This window comes from Clostridium simiarum (assembly GCF_018919175.1).
GTDB lineage: Bacteria > Bacillota > Clostridia > Clostridiales > Clostridiaceae > Clostridium_L > Clostridium_L simiarum.
The window spans coordinates 70849-87905 of sequence record NZ_JAHLQL010000006.1 but is presented as its reverse complement, the minus strand read 5'-3'; the positions used below and the strand labels follow the sequence as shown (position 1 = coordinate 87905).

Below are 17057 nucleotides of genomic sequence, written 5' to 3'. Positions count from 1 at the left end.
GCTCTTTGAAAATTTGTTAATCCGAAAGTGTATAAATTAAGAAGTAATTAAACTATTTAATACATGAAGATAGGTTAAAAGTTAGATAAAACTTATAAAACAAAAAAGATTATTAATTGAAATCTTGCATGAAAATATAGATACAATACTAAGCTTTATTATTTTTAATAAATAGTAGAAAAAACAAAGGAAAAATAAAATTTTTATCGAATATTGTAGTAATGTGAAAATAAAGTCAAAAATTAAATATGGAAAATTTTAATACCTGCACTATTAAAAAGGGGTGGAAAATCGTGAAAACATCAGAGAAAAAGTCCAAAAAAACATCAATCAAGACCAATCTCATTGTAATTCCTTTAATAGTTATATTTATATCCATTTCAATCATCGGTATAGTCTCATCTTTGTTTATTAAAAAAAGTCTTTTAAATCAGATGGAAAATGACGGAATACTTCTTGCAAAACAAATAGCATCAAAGGCGGAAAACAATAATCAATCTTTAAGAAATATAAATTTAATGTTAGAAGAAAAAATTAGAACTTCTGGAAAAATTATAATGGAAAACCAACAAAATTTAACTAATGATTTTTTAAAAAATTTCGTTAAAATTTTAGGGATAAATGAAGTATTTTGGTATTCCCCAGAGGGTGAGATTATTTATTCTACTGTGGACTCCTATCTAGGCTGGAAGACAACAAAAGATCATCCCGTAGAAAAATTCAGAACAACTGGAAAGCCTGAACTAATGGAGGAAATAAGAAAAGATACAGAATCAGAAAACTATAATAAGTATGGTTACTTAAGAAATATTGATGGTAGTTTTATTCAAATAAGTATACGAGCAAATGAAGTTGATAACTTAACTAAAAAATTTAGTTATCAAACTTTAGTTGAAGAATTAGTAAAAGAAGAAAATGTGGTTTATGCTCTCTTTATAGATAAGAATCTAAAAGCAACTGCTCATGGAAATAAGGATAGAATAGGAATAGAATGTAGTGATGTTGGTAGCAAAACCGCTGTAATAGATGGAAAAACTTATGTAGCACAATATGATTATAAAGATGATGACAACCCTAATGGTATTACTGTACAAGAAGTTGCATTTCCTATTGTATTAGATGGGGAAACTATTGGTGCAATTGATATAGGCTTTTCTATGGAAAACCTGTACTCAAGCATATATAAAAATATTATAATCATTGCGGTATCTGGACTTGTGGTTTTCTGTGTTTTAGCAATAATTTTATTTAATACCTCAAAGTATTCTATAAAGTCAATTGATAAGTTTAAGATGATTTTAGGAGCTCTATCTAAAGGTGATTTTACAAAAGAGGTCCCTAAAGAATTATTGGATAAAAAAGATGAGTTTGGGGAAATGGCAAGTGCTGTGGAAGTAATGAAAGATTCTATTAAAGGAATAATTAAAAACATAGCCAATACCTCTGAGCAATTAGCAGCTTCTTCAGAAGAATTAACTGCAAGTAGCCAACAATCTGAACTTGTGTCTAATGAAATAACAAAAGCTGTGGATGAAATTGCACAAGGTGCTAGTGACCAAGCTAAGAAGACAGAAGAGGGAACGGTAAATGCCAATGCACTAGGGGAATTTATAACAGAAAATCAGAACATGATGGGTAATTTAAATCAGGCTTTAGAAGACGTGAACCTTAAAACCATTGAAGGAGTTGAAACACTAAAAGACTTAATTGAAAAGACAAAGGAGAACAGCACTGCTATAGAAAAAATACAACATGTTATTTTAGAAACAAATGAGGGTGCAGAAAAAATTGAAACTGCCAGTGAAATGATTAAAAGCATTGCAGAACAAACAAACCTCTTAGCATTGAATGCAGCCATTGAAGCAGCACGTGCTGGAGAAGCGGGACGTGGTTTTTCAGTGGTAGCAGATGAAATACGTAAACTAGCAGAACAATCTAATAATTTTACTAGTGAAATTTCAAAAATAATTGAAGAACTCTCAGCAAAAACAGAGGAAGCCGTGAAAAATATGGGTATAGTAAAGGATAGGACATCATCACAAACTGAGGGGGTATATAGCACCAATAAAAGCTTTGAAATAATTTCAAGTAACATAGATCAAATGAAGTCAATTGTGGAAAGTTTAAATAAATCTAGCGAAAAAATGATAGGTAAAAAAGATGAATTAGTAGAGATGGTTCTTCATTTGTCATCAATATCAGAGGAAAATGCTGCTAGCTCGGAAGAAACCTGTGCAGCAGTACAGGAACAAAGTGCTACCATAGAAGAAATATCAAATGCTAGTGAATCCTTATCAAAATTAGCAGAAAAAATGAATGAGGGAATCTCTAAGTTTATCTTCGAATAATACTTAAGCCTATGGCTTGATGGTAGTGGTTTACTCTTCGAGTATCATCTTAAGCCATGAAGATGAGCTTCCTAAGCAGATATCCCAAATCTATGATTTGGTGATAGTCGCTTAAGCAGAGAACCAAGATCTACGATCTTGTGTGAATCACTTAAGCAGGTACCAAAGGCCTATGGCTTGATAGTGGTCACTTACTCATCTGAAGCCATGAAGATGAGCTTCCTTTAAAAACCTAGCTATAATAGAATTTCCCTGAAAAATTAATTGCACATAAATTGTAGATTTATATTTCAACTACAATTTTATGTGCAATTATTCTAAGTTAAATGTAGTGCCCTCAATGTTTGGTATATATAAGCTTATCCTTTTATTTACTTTATATTAGCTCTTTATTGGCTTTATATTAAATTTAATAATAGCCCCCTTTGGATTATTGTTTTCAGCTTTAATACATCCCCCATGCTTTTCAACAATAGTCTTAGCTATGTACATACCTAGACCAGAATGTCCTGTTTTAAAGGAACGGGATTTGTCTCCCTTATAAAATTTATTAAATAGATTTTTTAAATCCTCATTAGTAAATCCCTTTCCATTATCCTCAATAGAAAATTCTATCTCATCATCTCTACATAGTATATCTAATTTTACATACTCACCTTTTTCTGTATATCTAATGCTGTTGGATATAATATTATCTAATACTTGCTCTAGAGATTTAATATCAAATCTATCTATAAAATTTTTCTCTCTTAAATCTATAATATCTATTTTAAAACCAATTCCTTTTTCTTTACATAAGAGATTATAATCTTTTTCTTTTACCTTTAAAAACTCTATAATATTAATCTCTCTAGGCTCTAAAATAAAATTAGGATTTTCAATATTAGATATCTTATTCATATCATCTAATAATATTAAGGCTCTTTCATTATTTCTTTTAATTACTTCTATATAATCTTTAAACTTATCCTTCTTAACTGAACCATCTATTAGGGCTTCAGAATAAGCATTTACAATAGTTAAAGGAGTTTTTAAATCATGGGCAATACTTGCCATATTTTCTTGTCTTTTCTCCTCCATATCCCATTGTTTTATTAAAGATTCTTTAAGATTAGCTCTCATATCTTCAAAAGCATCACAAAGTTTTCCTATTTCATTATTTTCCTTATAATTTATAGAAAAATCCAAATCCTTATTCTTAATTTTTTCTGATCCTTCCATTAATAAATTAATAGGCTTTGTTATATTCTTAGTGAGTTTTTTAGAATATATTATCGTAAAGGTTACTATGTATACAAAAGGTATAAAGATTACTAAATTAAATAATTTAAATACTAAGGAATTCTTTGTTCTCTGAGTACTTTTAAGTTGATACTCTAATAGGATTGCCCCTTTAATATTATTTTCCTTATTAAAAACAGGTATAACTCTAGCAAATCTATTATTTTGTAAATTTAGATTAGAATTTAGATTTTCATATAATTCTCTTTCATTTTTAATTAAAGGATTCTTAATATTTCCATATATTAAGTTACCCTTACTATCTAGAACCTGATATAAGATCCCTTCCTTTGGTACTATTTTATTCATTTCCTCTTCAAAGCTTTTATCCAAAACAACCTCATATTTCCCATTAATCTCTTGTATGATGTTAGGTAATTGACTTTCGTAATGGTTAGCTGGATATTTAATGTATTCAAAAGTTTCAAACCAGATTATAAAACTTAGTATAGATAGAGTAAGACTTATAACAATTATCTTTATAAAAGCCCATATAAACTGATGTTTTAAACTCTTGTCTTTCACTGTCTTAAGTCCCACTTATAACCAACTCCCCAAACTGTAGCTATATATTGAGTACTTTCTTCAATTTCTGAAATTTTAAATCTAATCTTTTTAATATGCTCTGTAACAGTTGAGGTACATCCCATGCCATCAAATCCCCATATTTTTTCATATATTTGCTCTTTTGAAAAAACTTGTCCAGGATAAAGAGCCAGAAGTTCTACTATTTCAAATTCCTTTTTAGTAAGATTTAAATCTTCACCCTTAACTGTAACAGTCATTCCCTTAAGGTTTATTTTTAAATTTTTAAATTGTAAAAAATCCTCATCTTCTCTATTTAAAGCTCTTTTTTCTCTTCTTAAATGAGCTTTAACTCTCATAACTAACTCTTTTACACTAAAAGGCTTAGTTATATAATCATCTCCACCAATAGCTAACCCTTTTATTTTATCAGCTTCTGAATTTCTTGCAGATAAAAATAAAATAGGACAATTTATATTATCACGAATGGAGTTACATACATTAAAACCATCTATATCAGGCATCATAATATCTAATATTATTAAATCCGGTTTTTTCTTAGACAATTCAATTCCATCCAAACCATTGTATGCAGTTAATACATTGTATCCGTTATTTTCTAATACATCTTTTATTATCATAACAAGATCGGCTTCATCATCGATAATAAGAATAGTTTCCATGGTCCCTCCAAATTTTAATATTTAAGCCTATATAATAAGAAAGATAGAATATATAGTATATATATGTGTGCAGGATAAAATATATAAAATAAACTCTTCATAGACTTACCTTTTTCTCCATTATATAAGAACATAAAAATTAAAGCAAAAGCAGCCATCCACTCATAATACTGTGTAAACATAAGGGTTAAACTAATAGGTCTAATATAAATTAAAGGTAAACCTACCATCCAAAGCAATACAAAGATTCCATAGGATATGGCTTGTACTTTTCTATTTTTATGAAATAGATATAATATAATCCCAGTTGCAATTACATATAATCCACCCTCAGCTAAAAATGGAGAAGGCACTAAAGTAGATATTAACATATAAGCGTATGGTATCATGGCTCTTGGTAAGAAGTTAAAGCTATAGGCTATTATAAATGGTGCTAAGATAAGCGCAACACCTTTAAATATTTTTTTCTCTCTTATATAGTCTATTCCCCTAAATATAATAATTAAAATTACAAAAGTTGAGAATATACTATTTTCAGGATAGAATCCATCTCCTCTTTGAAGCTGCGGTATAATTTGAATTAAATATTTTACAACTCCCATAAATGCAGACATTAAATAAATTCTTGTAAAATACTTTTTCTTATTAGAAGTGTGAGTATAGCCTTCTACCATGGTAAATAGAAATAATCCTCCAGCTAATCTACCAATCCAGGAAAAAACAACAGGCACTTTACCTGTAAATTCAAAAAAATAATTAATATGATCAATAAACATAAATATAAGGGCTAAAAATTTAATTTGAAACCCTGTAAGTCCTTTCTTGCTTTTTTCTAATGTCATTTCAATTCCTCCTTTTAAGTTCTACATACAATCTAGCACCCAATTATAAAAAATTTATAAAGTTTATATAAAAAAATAAAAATTAATAAGTTTCAGTTAGATAATGGTTCTTATTGATTTTTACCCTATGTAACCACTGTTTTTCATAGGGTATATACCTTTATTCCCTTATTTTTATATAAAATTACCAAATGTATGGGGATTATAGAACCTAAAAACATAGTGCTTTTTTAATTTCCAATAAAAAAAGACAAAGGAAATATCCCTTGCCTTAACATAAATATAGAGAGAATATACTTTTATTTTCTATATACAAAATTTCATATCTCCATGCTTAAGCTTTTCCTCACTCATCAGCATATTGTAATATTTGCCTTTGTTTTCAATAAGCTCTTCATGAGTTCCTCTCTCTACTATACGCCCATCAGATAATACTAATATATTATGAGCATTTTGTATTACCGATAAGCTATGAGCTATCATAATCACTGTTCTGTCTTTGCTTAAAAGATTTTGTATAGCCTTTTTAACTGCTAACTCATTTTCTATATCCAAAGATGCAGTGGCCTCATCTAACAAAAGTATTGGGCTATCTTTAAGTATAGCTCTTGCAATTGATATACGTTGGCGCTCTCCACCTGACAATTGATTTCCATTTTCACCTATGATTGTATCATATCCCTTTTCTAACTTTTGTATAAAATCATGGCAATTTGCTTTTTTAGCAGCTTCTATGATTTCTTTATCTGTGGCTTCTGGTCGAGCAAATCTAATATTATTTTTAATAGTCTCATGAAATAAAAATACATCTTGATCCACCATAGATATAACTTCTAAAACCTTCTCTGGACTCTTATTTTTGATTGTAACTTTTCCAATAGATATATCCCCTGACTTAGGATCATAGAACTTGGATATAAGATTTAAAATAGTAGATTTACCTGAACCTGAGTCCCCTACTATAGCTGTAAGCTTCCCTTCTTTCGCCTTGAAGCTAATGTTTTTAAGTACTTGTTCTCCTTTTTCATATTCAAAATTTACTCCATGAAAATCTATATCATATCCTTTTGGAGCAAAATCTTCACCGCTATCCAATATCTCTTTTTCCTCTGCTAAACTTACAATTGCTTTTTTAGATATAACTAAATTTTTGTAAGATGTCAAATCTATAAATACCACGCCTAAAAGTTTAGCTAAATACATGGGAATAACTACTAGTACTACCAATTGGCTAGGTGCTAAGTTTCCATCTAACACAGCTCTTCCTGCTAATATGATGGATATTGACATCATAAGTCCTCCAAGCATATTAAATGTAGTGCCTACTGGTATAACTTTAGCCTCATAAGTGTAGTTTATATCACTAATATCTCTTAAAGATTCCCTAGTCTTTTGATTTTTTACCCCTGCCATATTGTATGCCTTAAATGTCTGCAATCCAGTAATATATTCCACTACATCACTAACGTTTTCTGCTAATATTTCATTTTTAAGCTTACCATATTTAGATACTACTTTAATAGAAAAATGCATCACCGGAATAATACTTAAAGCTACTACTAAACATATTATTCCAATAAGGAAATTATTCATCATTAAATAAACTATCATTAAAGCTATCAAAATAGAATTTTTAAGTATATCTCCTGCTTTATGAGTTAAAATAGTCTCATAGTTATTTACATCATTTGTTACAATATTTATATAATCTCCACTCTTTCTTTTGGAAAAATTAGAAAGTGGAATTCGTTTCATCTTTTGTCCTAAAAAAAGTCTAATATCTTTAGTCATATCAGCTCCACCTACATGACCTTGAGTATATCCAAAGCTATATATAACAATTCTAACCAGGTAAATACATCCTATAGAAATACTTAATCTCACCAATCTATCCAAATCTAGATTGTTTTCAAACAAGGACTGTATTGCTATAAATATAATCCCAATACTAGAGCCCGATAATATACCTTCTAGTAAGTTTAAAGCCATAGCTGTATAAAATTTTCTTCCTTTTTTCATATAATTGTTACTAACCAACATGCTCACCTACTTTCAATCCATAGGATATATTACGTGCTTTATTGTAATCAGTCCAAGCTTTTTGATAGTAGCTGTTTGTACTAAATACTTCTTTATGAGTACCTAGTGCTTTTACTGTATTGTCCTCTACTACCATTACACCATGACATTTGTTAACAATATTTAGCCTATGTGCTACTATAAGGACAGTTTTGCCTTTACATAAATTATCAATAGCCATATCTATATCATACTGATTTTCAGGGTCAGCTGCTGCTGTTGCTTCATCTAATATAAGTATAGGAGTATCTTTCAAAATGGCCCTTGCTATAGCTATCCTTTGCTTTTCTCCCCCACTTAATCTAGAACCGTAGTTCCCCACTAAAGTATTATATCCATCAGGTAGACTCTCTATAAAATCGTGTATTTGAGCTTTCTTAGCAGCTTCCTTTACCTCTTCAAAAGTAGCTTCTGTACCCATTTTGATATTCTCAAGTATACTTTGTCTAGTTAAAAAAGGTTTTTGAAAAACTATAGAAATATTATCTAGTAAGTTTCCATATCCTATATCCTTTATATTTTCATTACCTATAAGTATCTCTCCAGTTTCAATATCATAAAATCTAGCCAGTAACTGAATAATTGTGCTTTTCCCTGCACCTGACTTACCTACTATTGCTATTTTTTCTCCACCTTCAATATGAAAGTTTACATTTTTCAATACATTTACTTTTTTATCATAAGAAAAACTTACATTTTTAAATTCAATATCATGCTTTTTAGGAAATGGCCTTTTTGTATCTTCTAGCTTTGGTATATTTAATATTTCTATAACATTATGAATACCTTTAAGGACCTGAGACAAACTAGAACCCAATTCCATTAACGCTCTTAACTCAACTAAATACATGGAGCCTACAAAAACAAATAATATAAACTCTCCACCCTGTAAAGTGCCTTGAATAAGTTTATACCCACCTATTGGTATCAAAAATGCAACAGCACTTTCCAATATAACTATAAATGTGGCAAATGGAGGACCTACAGTATAGGATACTTTTTTCCATAAACTACTATGTTCATCTATGGTATTTGCAAACTTAGTATAAGAATCTTCACCTAAGTTATAGGCTTTAATAAGTCTCATACCACCAATATAATCTATCATAGTAGAATTTAGATTACCCATGACCTTACTTATATTTTCTGTTTCATTACTCATTTTTTTAAAAATATATATCTGTATTAATAGGATAATAGGTATAGGCATCAAAGATACCAATGCTAGTACCCAATTCACTGTAAATAAATATATAAACACTGCAATAGGACCTGTGGCATACATCACAAGCTCTGGCAAGTGGTGAGCTAAAAATAGTTCTAACTTTTCAATATCATCATTTATGACTCTTTTAATATCTCCAGACTCTTTTTCATTTAAATTTCCTAAACCTACCTTTGATATATGCTCTATTACCATGCAACGAACCTGATACAAGGCATTATAAGCTCCTTTATGTGACAATTTAATCCCCATAGATAAAAATATATTTCGTATCAACACACCTAAAAGTATAGTAACACTGTATTTAATCATTATCTCTCTAGTAAAATGACCTAAATATAAACTCTCTAATATTTTATATATGCCCATGTAAGGCACCATCATAGATGCTCCACTTACAAGACCCAATGCCATAGCGGCATATAGCTTATACTTCTCCTTACCAGACCAAGTAAACAAAAGTTTCAAAGGCTTTTGCTTATTTTTTTTCATGTCCTTACCTTCTTTCTTAATACCTTTTTCATGGTACCTTATTGTTAATAAACACTAGTGATACCTTTAGTATATTTAATCAGTATTAAGTTTTCAGCTCCTCACAAACAAAAATAGCCCATTTCAAAATCATATTGATATTGATATTCAGTTTCGGTTTATTTCCTAGAATTTCTATACTTTAGTGGAGTCATGCCATAGGTCTCTTTGAAATTCTTAGCAAATTTACTACTATTGGCATATCCACACAAAAGAGAAATTTCAAGCACTGTATATTGACTTTCAGTAAGCAATTCCATAGCCTTTTGCATACGATATTTTTTCATATAGTTAAACACAGTATTCCCGTATATACCCTTAAATCCCTTTTCTAAGTCAGTTACATTGGTTCCTACCATATCCGCTAATTCAGGCAATGTTATCTTTCTATCCAAATTATCTACAAGTATCCTACGAGCTTTCTTGATTTTATCTACATAATTCTTTTGAAAATACACAGCCTCTGTAGTAGTATCCTCAGCATCTGACATTAAACTAAGAATTAACTCTGCCACCTTTATCTTTAAAAAATGTTTTCTATACTCTACTGGTATCAAGTAAAAAGCCTTGAATATATTGTCTAGCTTTTCATTGCCATGACTTACTAGACATGTATTTGATCGAAAAATAAAATCGAAAAAATCCTCTTCCCTGAACTCGTCAGTGTCTAAAAAGGAGTTTAAACTATTAATAGCCTCTGGCAAATAGAGCATTACTGTAATACCTTTGCAATGTTTATCACTAAAACTAAAATTTAATATATCCACATTGTATCCAAATATGCCAATATCTCCACTAGTCATATATATGTATTTATTATTAACTAACTCTGCTTCCATATGACCTTCAAGGCAGTAATTAATCTCTATACATTTCTTATCTAACTCAAAGCCTTTTTTCATAGAACCATACATAGTAAAGTCATTATAAATAATCTCTATACCCTCCATAGGATTATAGCTAATCATATTACCAGATCCTCTATTTGGAGCTATGTTGTATACCACTGCATCTCCTTTATCAACTATGCTTCCTAGTATACTTTTAAAAAACTGCTCATCAGCATCCATCCTTCTCATTGAACAACTCCTTTTAATATTAGTAACCTCCACTTAAACAATAAAAAACTTCTTAAGTTTTTTATGATTGCTAGGACTAACCTCATATATATCACTTATTTTTCTATTCCTAAACTCTATCACCTTGTGGCAAGTACTAGTAACCAGCTCATAATCATGGGTAATCACAAAAACTATCTTCCCTGCCTTTGACAGCTTATGGATAAGTTTGGACACCCTTTTCATATTGTTAAAATCTAGTCCACTGGTAGGTTCATCAAAAATAATTACATCTTTGTTGCAAAGTATACTGGTAGCCACCACCAATCTTTGCTTTTCCCCACCTGATAAAGCCATAGGATGTTTTTCTCTATGCTTGTACAAATCTAACTCTTTTAACATATCCTCAATACTACAATTACATTCATCCTGATATCCAAGAGCACACTCACCCTCCACACTATCTGAAAATAGCTGATGATTCACATCTTGTAGCACCATATAAAAAAACTTCAACCTATCTTTAGGTTTAGTATTAGCTCCATCATAACATATACTACCCTTATACTTTTTATCTATACCACAAAGAACTCTTGCCAAAGTGGATTTTTCCTGTCCATTGTTACCTATAATTCCTACCACTTCACCACTTGATACCTGAAAATTGATGTCCTTCATAATATTTGTCTTTCCATAATAAAGCTCTAATCCCTTCACTTCTAAAAAAGTCTCTCCACAAGGCTTCAAATTATAGTCTAGCTCTACCTTTTCTAAATCCAAATGCCTAAGTCCACGTTGCTCTCTTTCCTTCTGGCTTAGACTAAAAAATTCATTACCACTGTACTCATCCTTAATAACCCCATCTTCCATATACACCACTCTATCTACTACATCTTTTAAAAAATATAGTCTATGTTCTGCAATAATTATAGTCTTCCCTTGACCTTTCAACATCATAAGTATTCGCCTAATCTCTTCAATGGTTTGTATATCTAAATTTGAAGAAGGCTCATCTAGTACATATATATCAGGTGAAAGAGCATATATAGAAGCAAAAGCTATCTTTTGCCTCTCCCCGCCGGACATCTTAAAGATACTCCTGTCATAAAACTCCTCCAGTCCCAAATCAGTCACTGCGCCACTTACTCTATCCACTATTTTTTCCCTAGCATAAGACAAATTTTCCATTACAAAAGCTATCTCACTACTAGCATCTACATTAAAAAACTGAGTCTTTGGATTTTGAAACACAGATCCTACCCTACTAGCAATGTCATGCATCTTAATATCTTTAATAGGGGTTCCATCCAAATATACATTACCCTTTAGCTCTCCACTATAAAAATGGGGAATCAAACCATTAATTAACCTAGTAATAGTGGTCTTACCACAGCCGCTCTTTCCACAAAAAAGTACACACTCTCCCTTAGCTATGTCTAGGTTTATATGTTTCACTCCTCCACCTTTATTACCACTGTATGTATATGTCACATCTTCTATCTTTATCATATTCATCACCTACATCAAAACTTTTATCAAAAGTCCTAAAAAGTAAACACCGCACACTATATCTAGTGTACCAAAACCTATTTTCTCTAGAGAAGTTCGATTCGTAGGGCTATCGATGCCACGAGCAATAGCAGATTGTGACATCTCATCAGCAATCTTAGATGCTGATACAATCATAGGCACATAAACATGCTCTATAGTTTCCTCTGGTCTTCTCAGAAACCCACCAATGGATGGAAAAATCCCTCTAACCTTCATAGCATTTTTAATATTTCCTATATCATCCATAGCCATAGGAAAATACCTCAAAGTAACTGCCATAGGTATCAAAATACTTTTAGGCACCTTAAATTTATTCATAGCAGCCATAAACTCATTGACTTTTGTAGTAGAAATTAAAGCCTTACCCAATACAGCAGAGGGAAACAGTTTCCGTGCAAAAGATGTAAAAGTCACTATTAAAATCTTCCCACCTATAGGTAAATAAAGAGCCGATAAATACTGTATCCCAATCAAAACCACGTAGACAATCCCCATCTTTAGTGCAAACTTATATACACCACACAAAACAGCAAATATTAAAGCAGAAAAGATCAATATCATCTCATATTCCATACTTGGAGCTAAAAAAATGATTACATTACAAAGAACCAAAACAAATATTTTGGTTCTTGGGTCTAACTCTATAAGGCGGCTCTTAGAGTCTCCATCCATTATTGAAATCACATTCATTATACAACACCTGCTTTTGCAAATTGTTTTTTCACTAACTTCTTACCTAAACTAGCACTTATGTAAGAAGCCAATAAGGTACCTATAATCATAGCTGGAAGCACCCATCCATAAGCATGTTGCACCATAACTTCCATATACTGAGCCTCAGTTCCCTTACCTACCAAATAATCCACATATGACTGTTTATCTAACCACAACATCACATAAGATGAAATGGGATTAAGAGAATATACCATAAATGCTACAGTATTCAGCTTTAAACTCTTGAAATTTCCTACCCTTGCAATCTCACCGGACACAAAACCCAGCACAACGCACGCAATAGCCCATATCCAAAACATACCTGTGAGAAAAAGCATACTTCCCATAATGACGCCAAGAATAATCATTGGTCCTCTTTTTGGTACCTTCTGAATTAGTAGCATATAAATAGGTCCTGTAAAAATAGCTACAGCCACAGGGGTAAAAAAAGTCAGCACAGGATTAGGTGCAAACATCACACCTCCAACCATAGTAGCTATAAAAAACAATACACAAAACACCCCAGTAGTGATTAAATCCTTTGAATCCATTTTCTCACTTGAACTAGCCATCAAACCTTCCCCCTTGTATAAAAATATCATCTGTATGTAGTATATTATCTATACAAAAGTTTTTCTGCTCTATTCATAAAGAAATAGCCTGTTTCATAATCTTTATGATAATAATTCTCATTATTACAAGAGGATTTCTGAGTTCTTCTACAACTCTTCAATTTATGTAGTAATAAGTTTTTCTGATAATGTATTCATACATTCTATACATTCAATTTCTTTATAAGCTTCACCGTATAATTTCACACACTCCTCTTTTGTCCTAAAACTAAAAACTTTTTTATCTTTACTTAGAGCATAGGAAATTAATTGTAAATTCTTTTTGTTCATATGACCTATTGGACAAGCTGAATCTATTATAAAAGGCACCTGATCTATGATGTGTTTTGCTCTTTTAATATTTTCATCTTTTATTTCTTCAAAGGCATTTTCTTTTAATATAGGTAATCCTATAGTTCTAGCTATTTCATAATCTATATCATTTTCATGTAAAACCCCTGTATAAAAACCTATATTATACTTTGTAAGTATTCTATATATAGAAGCTCCATAGCCACTACCACCTATGACAAAAGCCTTAGGTTCATTCTTATTTGAAAGCTCTATAGATCCAAGTAAATTATTAAAATTAGCCTCTTTTATGTCATAAAGCTCTTCAATAATTTTCTCATCTACCACGTCTTCTGGAGTTCCATAAGCAATTATTTTCCCCTTATTTACAAGGGCTACCTTATCACAACTTTTTAATGCCATATCTATTTCATGCAGGGATAATATTACTGTAATTCCCTTTTCTTTTGTAAGATTTCTTAGTATTTCAATAAGCTCTAATCTATGTTTTATATCTAAATGTGTTGTAGGTTCATCTAAAACAATAACCTCCGGTTCCTGTACAAGAGCCCTTGCTACTAAAACCTTTTGTTTTTGACCATCACTTAGTTCATCAAAAGCACACTTTTCTATATCTTCTGCATTTACAGTTTTTAAAGCTTCAGAAATCTTTTCTCTATCCTTTTTATCTAGGTATCCAAAAAAACCTGTATAGGGGTATCTACCCATAGCTACCACGTCAAAAACCGTCATTAATCCTCCATTAAACTTATTAGTTAAAACTACGGACATTTTCTTTGAAAGCCCTTTATTTGATATATCTTTAATATTCTCTCCCTCTATATAAACTGTTCCTTTTATAGGATTTAAAAGTTTAGCTATGGTTCTTAAAATAGTAGTTTTTCCTGCACCATTTGGTCCTAAAAGACATAAATTTTCTCCCTTTATTAATTTTATATTTACATCTTTAACAACAACCTTTTTTTCATAACCTACATAAAGATCTTCAGTATTTAGAGTTATCATAGTGAGGCCCTCCTTTTAAGTATCAGATATATTACAATAGGAGCTCCAATAAAGGATGTTATGGAGCTAATTGGTAGTTCTATAGGTGCAAAAATTGTTCTACAGATCAAATCACATAATGAGGTAACTACAGCACCTAGAATAACAGTACCTGGAATTAATATTCTATTGTCAGAAGTTCTAAAAATCATCCTTGAAATATGAGGAACAGCAAGACCAATAAAAGCTATAGGCCCTGTAAAGGCAGTTACAGTAGCTGTTAATATACTAGCAAGTAATATAATTATCAATCTAAACTTTTTTATATCAACTCCCATGCTTTTAGCATATTCTTCCCCCATTAAAAATGCATTAAGGGGTTTTACTACGAAAAATGAAGCAATAATCATGGGAACTCCTACGGTGGTAAGCACCTTTGCATTTTTCCATGTAAAACCTGAGAAGCTTCCTTTTGTCCACATAACAAAGCCATATAATCTCTCACTATCTGCAAAAGCTATCAAAAGGTTTGTAACAGCACTACAAATATATCCAACCATTATTCCAATAACTAAAAGGGTTACTACATCCCTTACCTTTACAGCAAAGACTACCACTAGCATCATTACTAATAAGGCACCTAAAAAAGCTCCTAAAGCCAATACATAAGGGGATGGATTTTTAAACCCTAAAGTAATTCCCCCAAGCATTATTAAAGCCACAAACAAAGTAGATCCTGAGGAAATCCCTAATACATAGGGTTCTACTATAGGGTTTTTAAAAAATATTTGAAGTAATAAACCTGAAAGTGCTAAAGCCGCTCCACCTATTAATGTTGCTAAAGCTCTTGGAAATCTTATATTCATAACAATATCTCTATTTGTAGTATTAAAGGCTTCCCCTTTAAAAATAATATGTATAACTTCTTTTAAATCTATTTTTACAGATCCAAATCCAATGCAAAATGCAAATACAAAAAACGTAATAATTAAAAGAGCTATTAAAAGAAATACCTGTTTAAATCTTGCCCTATCCTTACTCTCCATTTTTCTTCCTCCACTTTAAAAGAGGGCAAAACTTTACCCTCCTGTTAATTTATATTTATTACTTTGCTACCTTATAATAGTGTCTTACTTCATGCCCTTTGAATTCTTCTGGGTAAAAAATTGCTGCTAAATCCTCAATAATTTCATCTAGCTTGTCTACAGATTGAGACCACCATGGTTGTGATGACCACAATTCTCCATTTTGGATGGATTTCATATTTTCTATTATAGGTGCTTGGTTAACAAACTCCTTTATAGTCTCAGGTCTTGATTTTCCCATACCTTCAAAAACATATATATCTGCATTAGTACTCTTTGCATAGAATTCCTCAAAAGTTATTGAACTTGCTCCTGTCTTATCGCTTTCAAAATCTTTGAAAGTATAATCTCCACCAGCTATATCATACATCTTTGATTGATATGATCCCCCAAGCCTTATAGAGAACTTTCCATCGTGTATAACTCCAGCTGTAACCACAGGTTTATCTTTTCCTTTAGTTTTTTCACTTACTCTTTTAACAGTATCTTCTGCCTTTTGTAAATACTTATCAGCTTCAGCTTCTTTATTATAAAAAAGAGACATGAATTTTATCCATTCCATTCTTCCTAAAGGATGGCTTTCTAAGGATGAAGATTCAACAACATAAGGTATTCCTAATTCTTCAAACTTAGCTCCTAATTTTGCTACATCTGTGGATATAATAAATGCTACTTCTGGTTTTTTAGCTTTAATTAATTCATAGTCTAAAGCAGTATTTTTTCCTACATAAGTAATTGAGCCCTTTTTCATTCTCTCATTTATTTCATCAATATGACCCTTGTCCACATCGTATGTTGTAACACCACCTACGCTATCAAATACATCCAGTGGTCTTATTAGAGAAGTATGTATACTTGAACATAATAAAGCGTTATCTATTGGAGTCTTAATAACTGGAATATCATCATAACCTTCTGGCTTTTTTCCTTCCTTTGGTACTAACAGTAACTTCCTGTCAGCGCCATCTGTTACTAACTTAACTCCATTATCTAAATACTCCACATTAAATTTAGTTGCATGTTTAATTGAATTATCTTTACTTTTTACTTGACTTTCTTTTTTAACTCCTTTGGAATCAGACCCTGGAGTAGTATTAGTTTTTGCAGCACAACCTACAAAGGAAAAGGTTCCCACTGCTAACACAACTGTTGCTACAACTTTTCTTATTTTTAGCATATTCATAAAAATTCCTCCTTATTTGATTACAGCTTCTTTTGCTGTCATATT

Annotated in this window: 13 protein-coding genes; 1 reads left to right on the top strand and 12 read right to left on the bottom strand. The window is 31.1% G+C overall.

Annotated features, from left to right (window positions below):
• Positions 1 to 293 precede the first annotated feature (293 nt).
• Positions 294 to 2348: a methyl-accepting chemotaxis protein gene (locus KQI89_RS18080; protein WP_216457722.1), complete on the top strand. Its 2055-nt coding sequence runs from the start codon at positions 294 to 296 to the stop codon at positions 2346 to 2348.
• A gap of 381 nt (positions 2349 to 2729) precedes the next feature.
• Here KQI89_RS18080 and KQI89_RS17780 read toward each other — a convergent pair whose 3' ends face one another.
• The 12 genes from KQI89_RS17780 to KQI89_RS14790 all read right to left on the bottom strand — a co-directional run bounded on the left by KQI89_RS17780 (position 2730) and on the right by KQI89_RS14790 (position 17012).
• Complete coding sequence (locus KQI89_RS17780; RefSeq protein ID WP_216457721.1) at positions 2730 to 4169, bottom strand: HAMP domain-containing sensor histidine kinase; 1440 nt, start codon at positions 4167 to 4169, stop codon at positions 2730 to 2732.
• Positions 4151 to 4837 carry a response regulator transcription factor gene (locus KQI89_RS14840; protein ID WP_216457720.1) on the bottom strand — a complete coding sequence of 229 codons (687 nt, stop codon included), beginning with the start codon at positions 4835 to 4837 and terminating at the stop codon, positions 4151 to 4153. Before KQI89_RS14840 ends, KQI89_RS17780 begins: the two co-directional genes overlap by 19 nt.
• Positions 4838 to 4851: 14 nt before the next feature.
• On the bottom strand, positions 4852 to 5679 hold the full coding sequence (locus KQI89_RS14835; RefSeq protein WP_216457719.1) for a TraX family protein: 828 nt from the start codon (positions 5677 to 5679) through the stop codon (positions 4852 to 4854).
• Positions 5680 to 5985: 306 nt separating this feature from the next.
• The gene (locus KQI89_RS14830) at positions 5986 to 7719 is read right to left on the bottom strand and encodes an ABC transporter ATP-binding protein (protein WP_042439190.1); all 1734 of its coding nucleotides are present in this window, start codon (positions 7717 to 7719) and stop codon (positions 5986 to 5988) included.
• Positions 7709 to 9475, bottom strand: coding sequence for an ABC transporter ATP-binding protein (locus KQI89_RS14825; protein WP_032120988.1), 1767 nt, complete (start codon positions 9473 to 9475; stop codon positions 7709 to 7711). The genes KQI89_RS14830 and KQI89_RS14825 overlap by 11 nt, the downstream gene beginning before the upstream one ends.
• 158 nt (positions 9476 to 9633) lie before the next feature.
• Entirely contained in the window at positions 9634 to 10593 is a 960-nt protein-coding gene (locus KQI89_RS14820; protein WP_216457718.1) for a helix-turn-helix transcriptional regulator, read from the bottom strand.
• A gap of 33 nt (positions 10594 to 10626) precedes the next feature.
• Positions 10627 to 12081: an ABC transporter ATP-binding protein gene (locus KQI89_RS14815; protein ID WP_216457717.1), complete on the bottom strand. Its 1455-nt coding sequence runs from the start codon at positions 12079 to 12081 to the stop codon at positions 10627 to 10629.
• Between the two features lie 9 nt (positions 12082 to 12090).
• Positions 12091 to 12813 (bottom strand): energy-coupling factor transporter transmembrane component T, encoded by a 723-nt coding sequence (locus tag KQI89_RS14810; protein ID WP_216457716.1) that lies wholly within the window; start codon positions 12811 to 12813, stop codon positions 12091 to 12093.
• A complete protein-coding gene (locus tag KQI89_RS14805; protein WP_216457715.1) occupies positions 12813 to 13409 on the bottom strand; it encodes an MptD family putative ECF transporter S component in 597 nt (198 codons plus the stop codon). The genes KQI89_RS14810 and KQI89_RS14805 overlap by 1 nt, the downstream gene beginning before the upstream one ends.
• A gap of 162 nt (positions 13410 to 13571) precedes the next feature.
• On the bottom strand, positions 13572 to 14765 hold the full coding sequence (locus KQI89_RS14800; protein ID WP_216457714.1) for an ABC transporter ATP-binding protein: 1194 nt from the start codon (positions 14763 to 14765) through the stop codon (positions 13572 to 13574).
• On the bottom strand, positions 14762 to 15790 hold the full coding sequence (locus KQI89_RS14795) for a FecCD family ABC transporter permease (RefSeq protein WP_216457713.1): 1029 nt from the start codon (positions 15788 to 15790) through the stop codon (positions 14762 to 14764). Before KQI89_RS14795 ends, KQI89_RS14800 begins: the two co-directional genes overlap by 4 nt.
• Before the next feature lie 58 nt (positions 15791 to 15848).
• Positions 15849 to 17012, bottom strand: coding sequence for an ABC transporter substrate-binding protein (locus KQI89_RS14790; protein WP_216457712.1), 1164 nt, complete (start codon positions 17010 to 17012; stop codon positions 15849 to 15851).
• Between the last annotated feature and the right edge of the window lie 45 nt (positions 17013 to 17057).

Excerpts from the sequence above, each read along its gene's own strand:
- KQI89_RS14840 (WP_216457720.1), bottom strand. The coding sequence starts at position 4,837 with ATGGAAACTATTCTTATTATCGATGATGAAGCCGATCTTGTTATGATA.
- KQI89_RS14835 (WP_216457719.1), bottom strand. The coding sequence starts at position 5,679 with ATGACATTAGAAAAAAGCAAGAAAGGACTTACAGGGTTTCAAATTAAA.
- KQI89_RS14830 (WP_042439190.1), bottom strand. The coding sequence starts at position 7,719 with ATGTTGGTTAGTAACAATTATATGAAAAAAGGAAGAAAATTTTATACA.
- KQI89_RS14825 (WP_032120988.1), bottom strand. The coding sequence starts at position 9,475 with ATGAAAAAAAATAAGCAAAAGCCTTTGAAACTTTTGTTTACTTGGTCT.
- KQI89_RS14820 (WP_216457718.1), bottom strand. The coding sequence starts at position 10,593 with ATGAGAAGGATGGATGCTGATGAGCAGTTTTTTAAAAGTATACTAGGA.
- KQI89_RS14815 (WP_216457717.1), bottom strand. The coding sequence starts at position 12,081 with ATGATAAAGATAGAAGATGTGACATATACATACAGTGGTAATAAAGGT.
- KQI89_RS14810 (WP_216457716.1), bottom strand. The coding sequence starts at position 12,813 with ATGAATGTGATTTCAATAATGGATGGAGACTCTAAGAGCCGCCTTATA.
- KQI89_RS14805 (WP_216457715.1), bottom strand. The coding sequence starts at position 13,409 with ATGGCTAGTTCAAGTGAGAAAATGGATTCAAAGGATTTAATCACTACT.
- KQI89_RS14800 (WP_216457714.1), bottom strand. The coding sequence starts at position 14,765 with ATGATAACTCTAAATACTGAAGATCTTTATGTAGGTTATGAAAAAAAG.
- KQI89_RS14795 (WP_216457713.1), bottom strand. The coding sequence starts at position 15,790 with ATGGAGAGTAAGGATAGGGCAAGATTTAAACAGGTATTTCTTTTAATA.
- KQI89_RS14790 (WP_216457712.1), bottom strand. The coding sequence starts at position 17,012 with ATGAATATGCTAAAAATAAGAAAAGTTGTAGCAACAGTTGTGTTAGCA.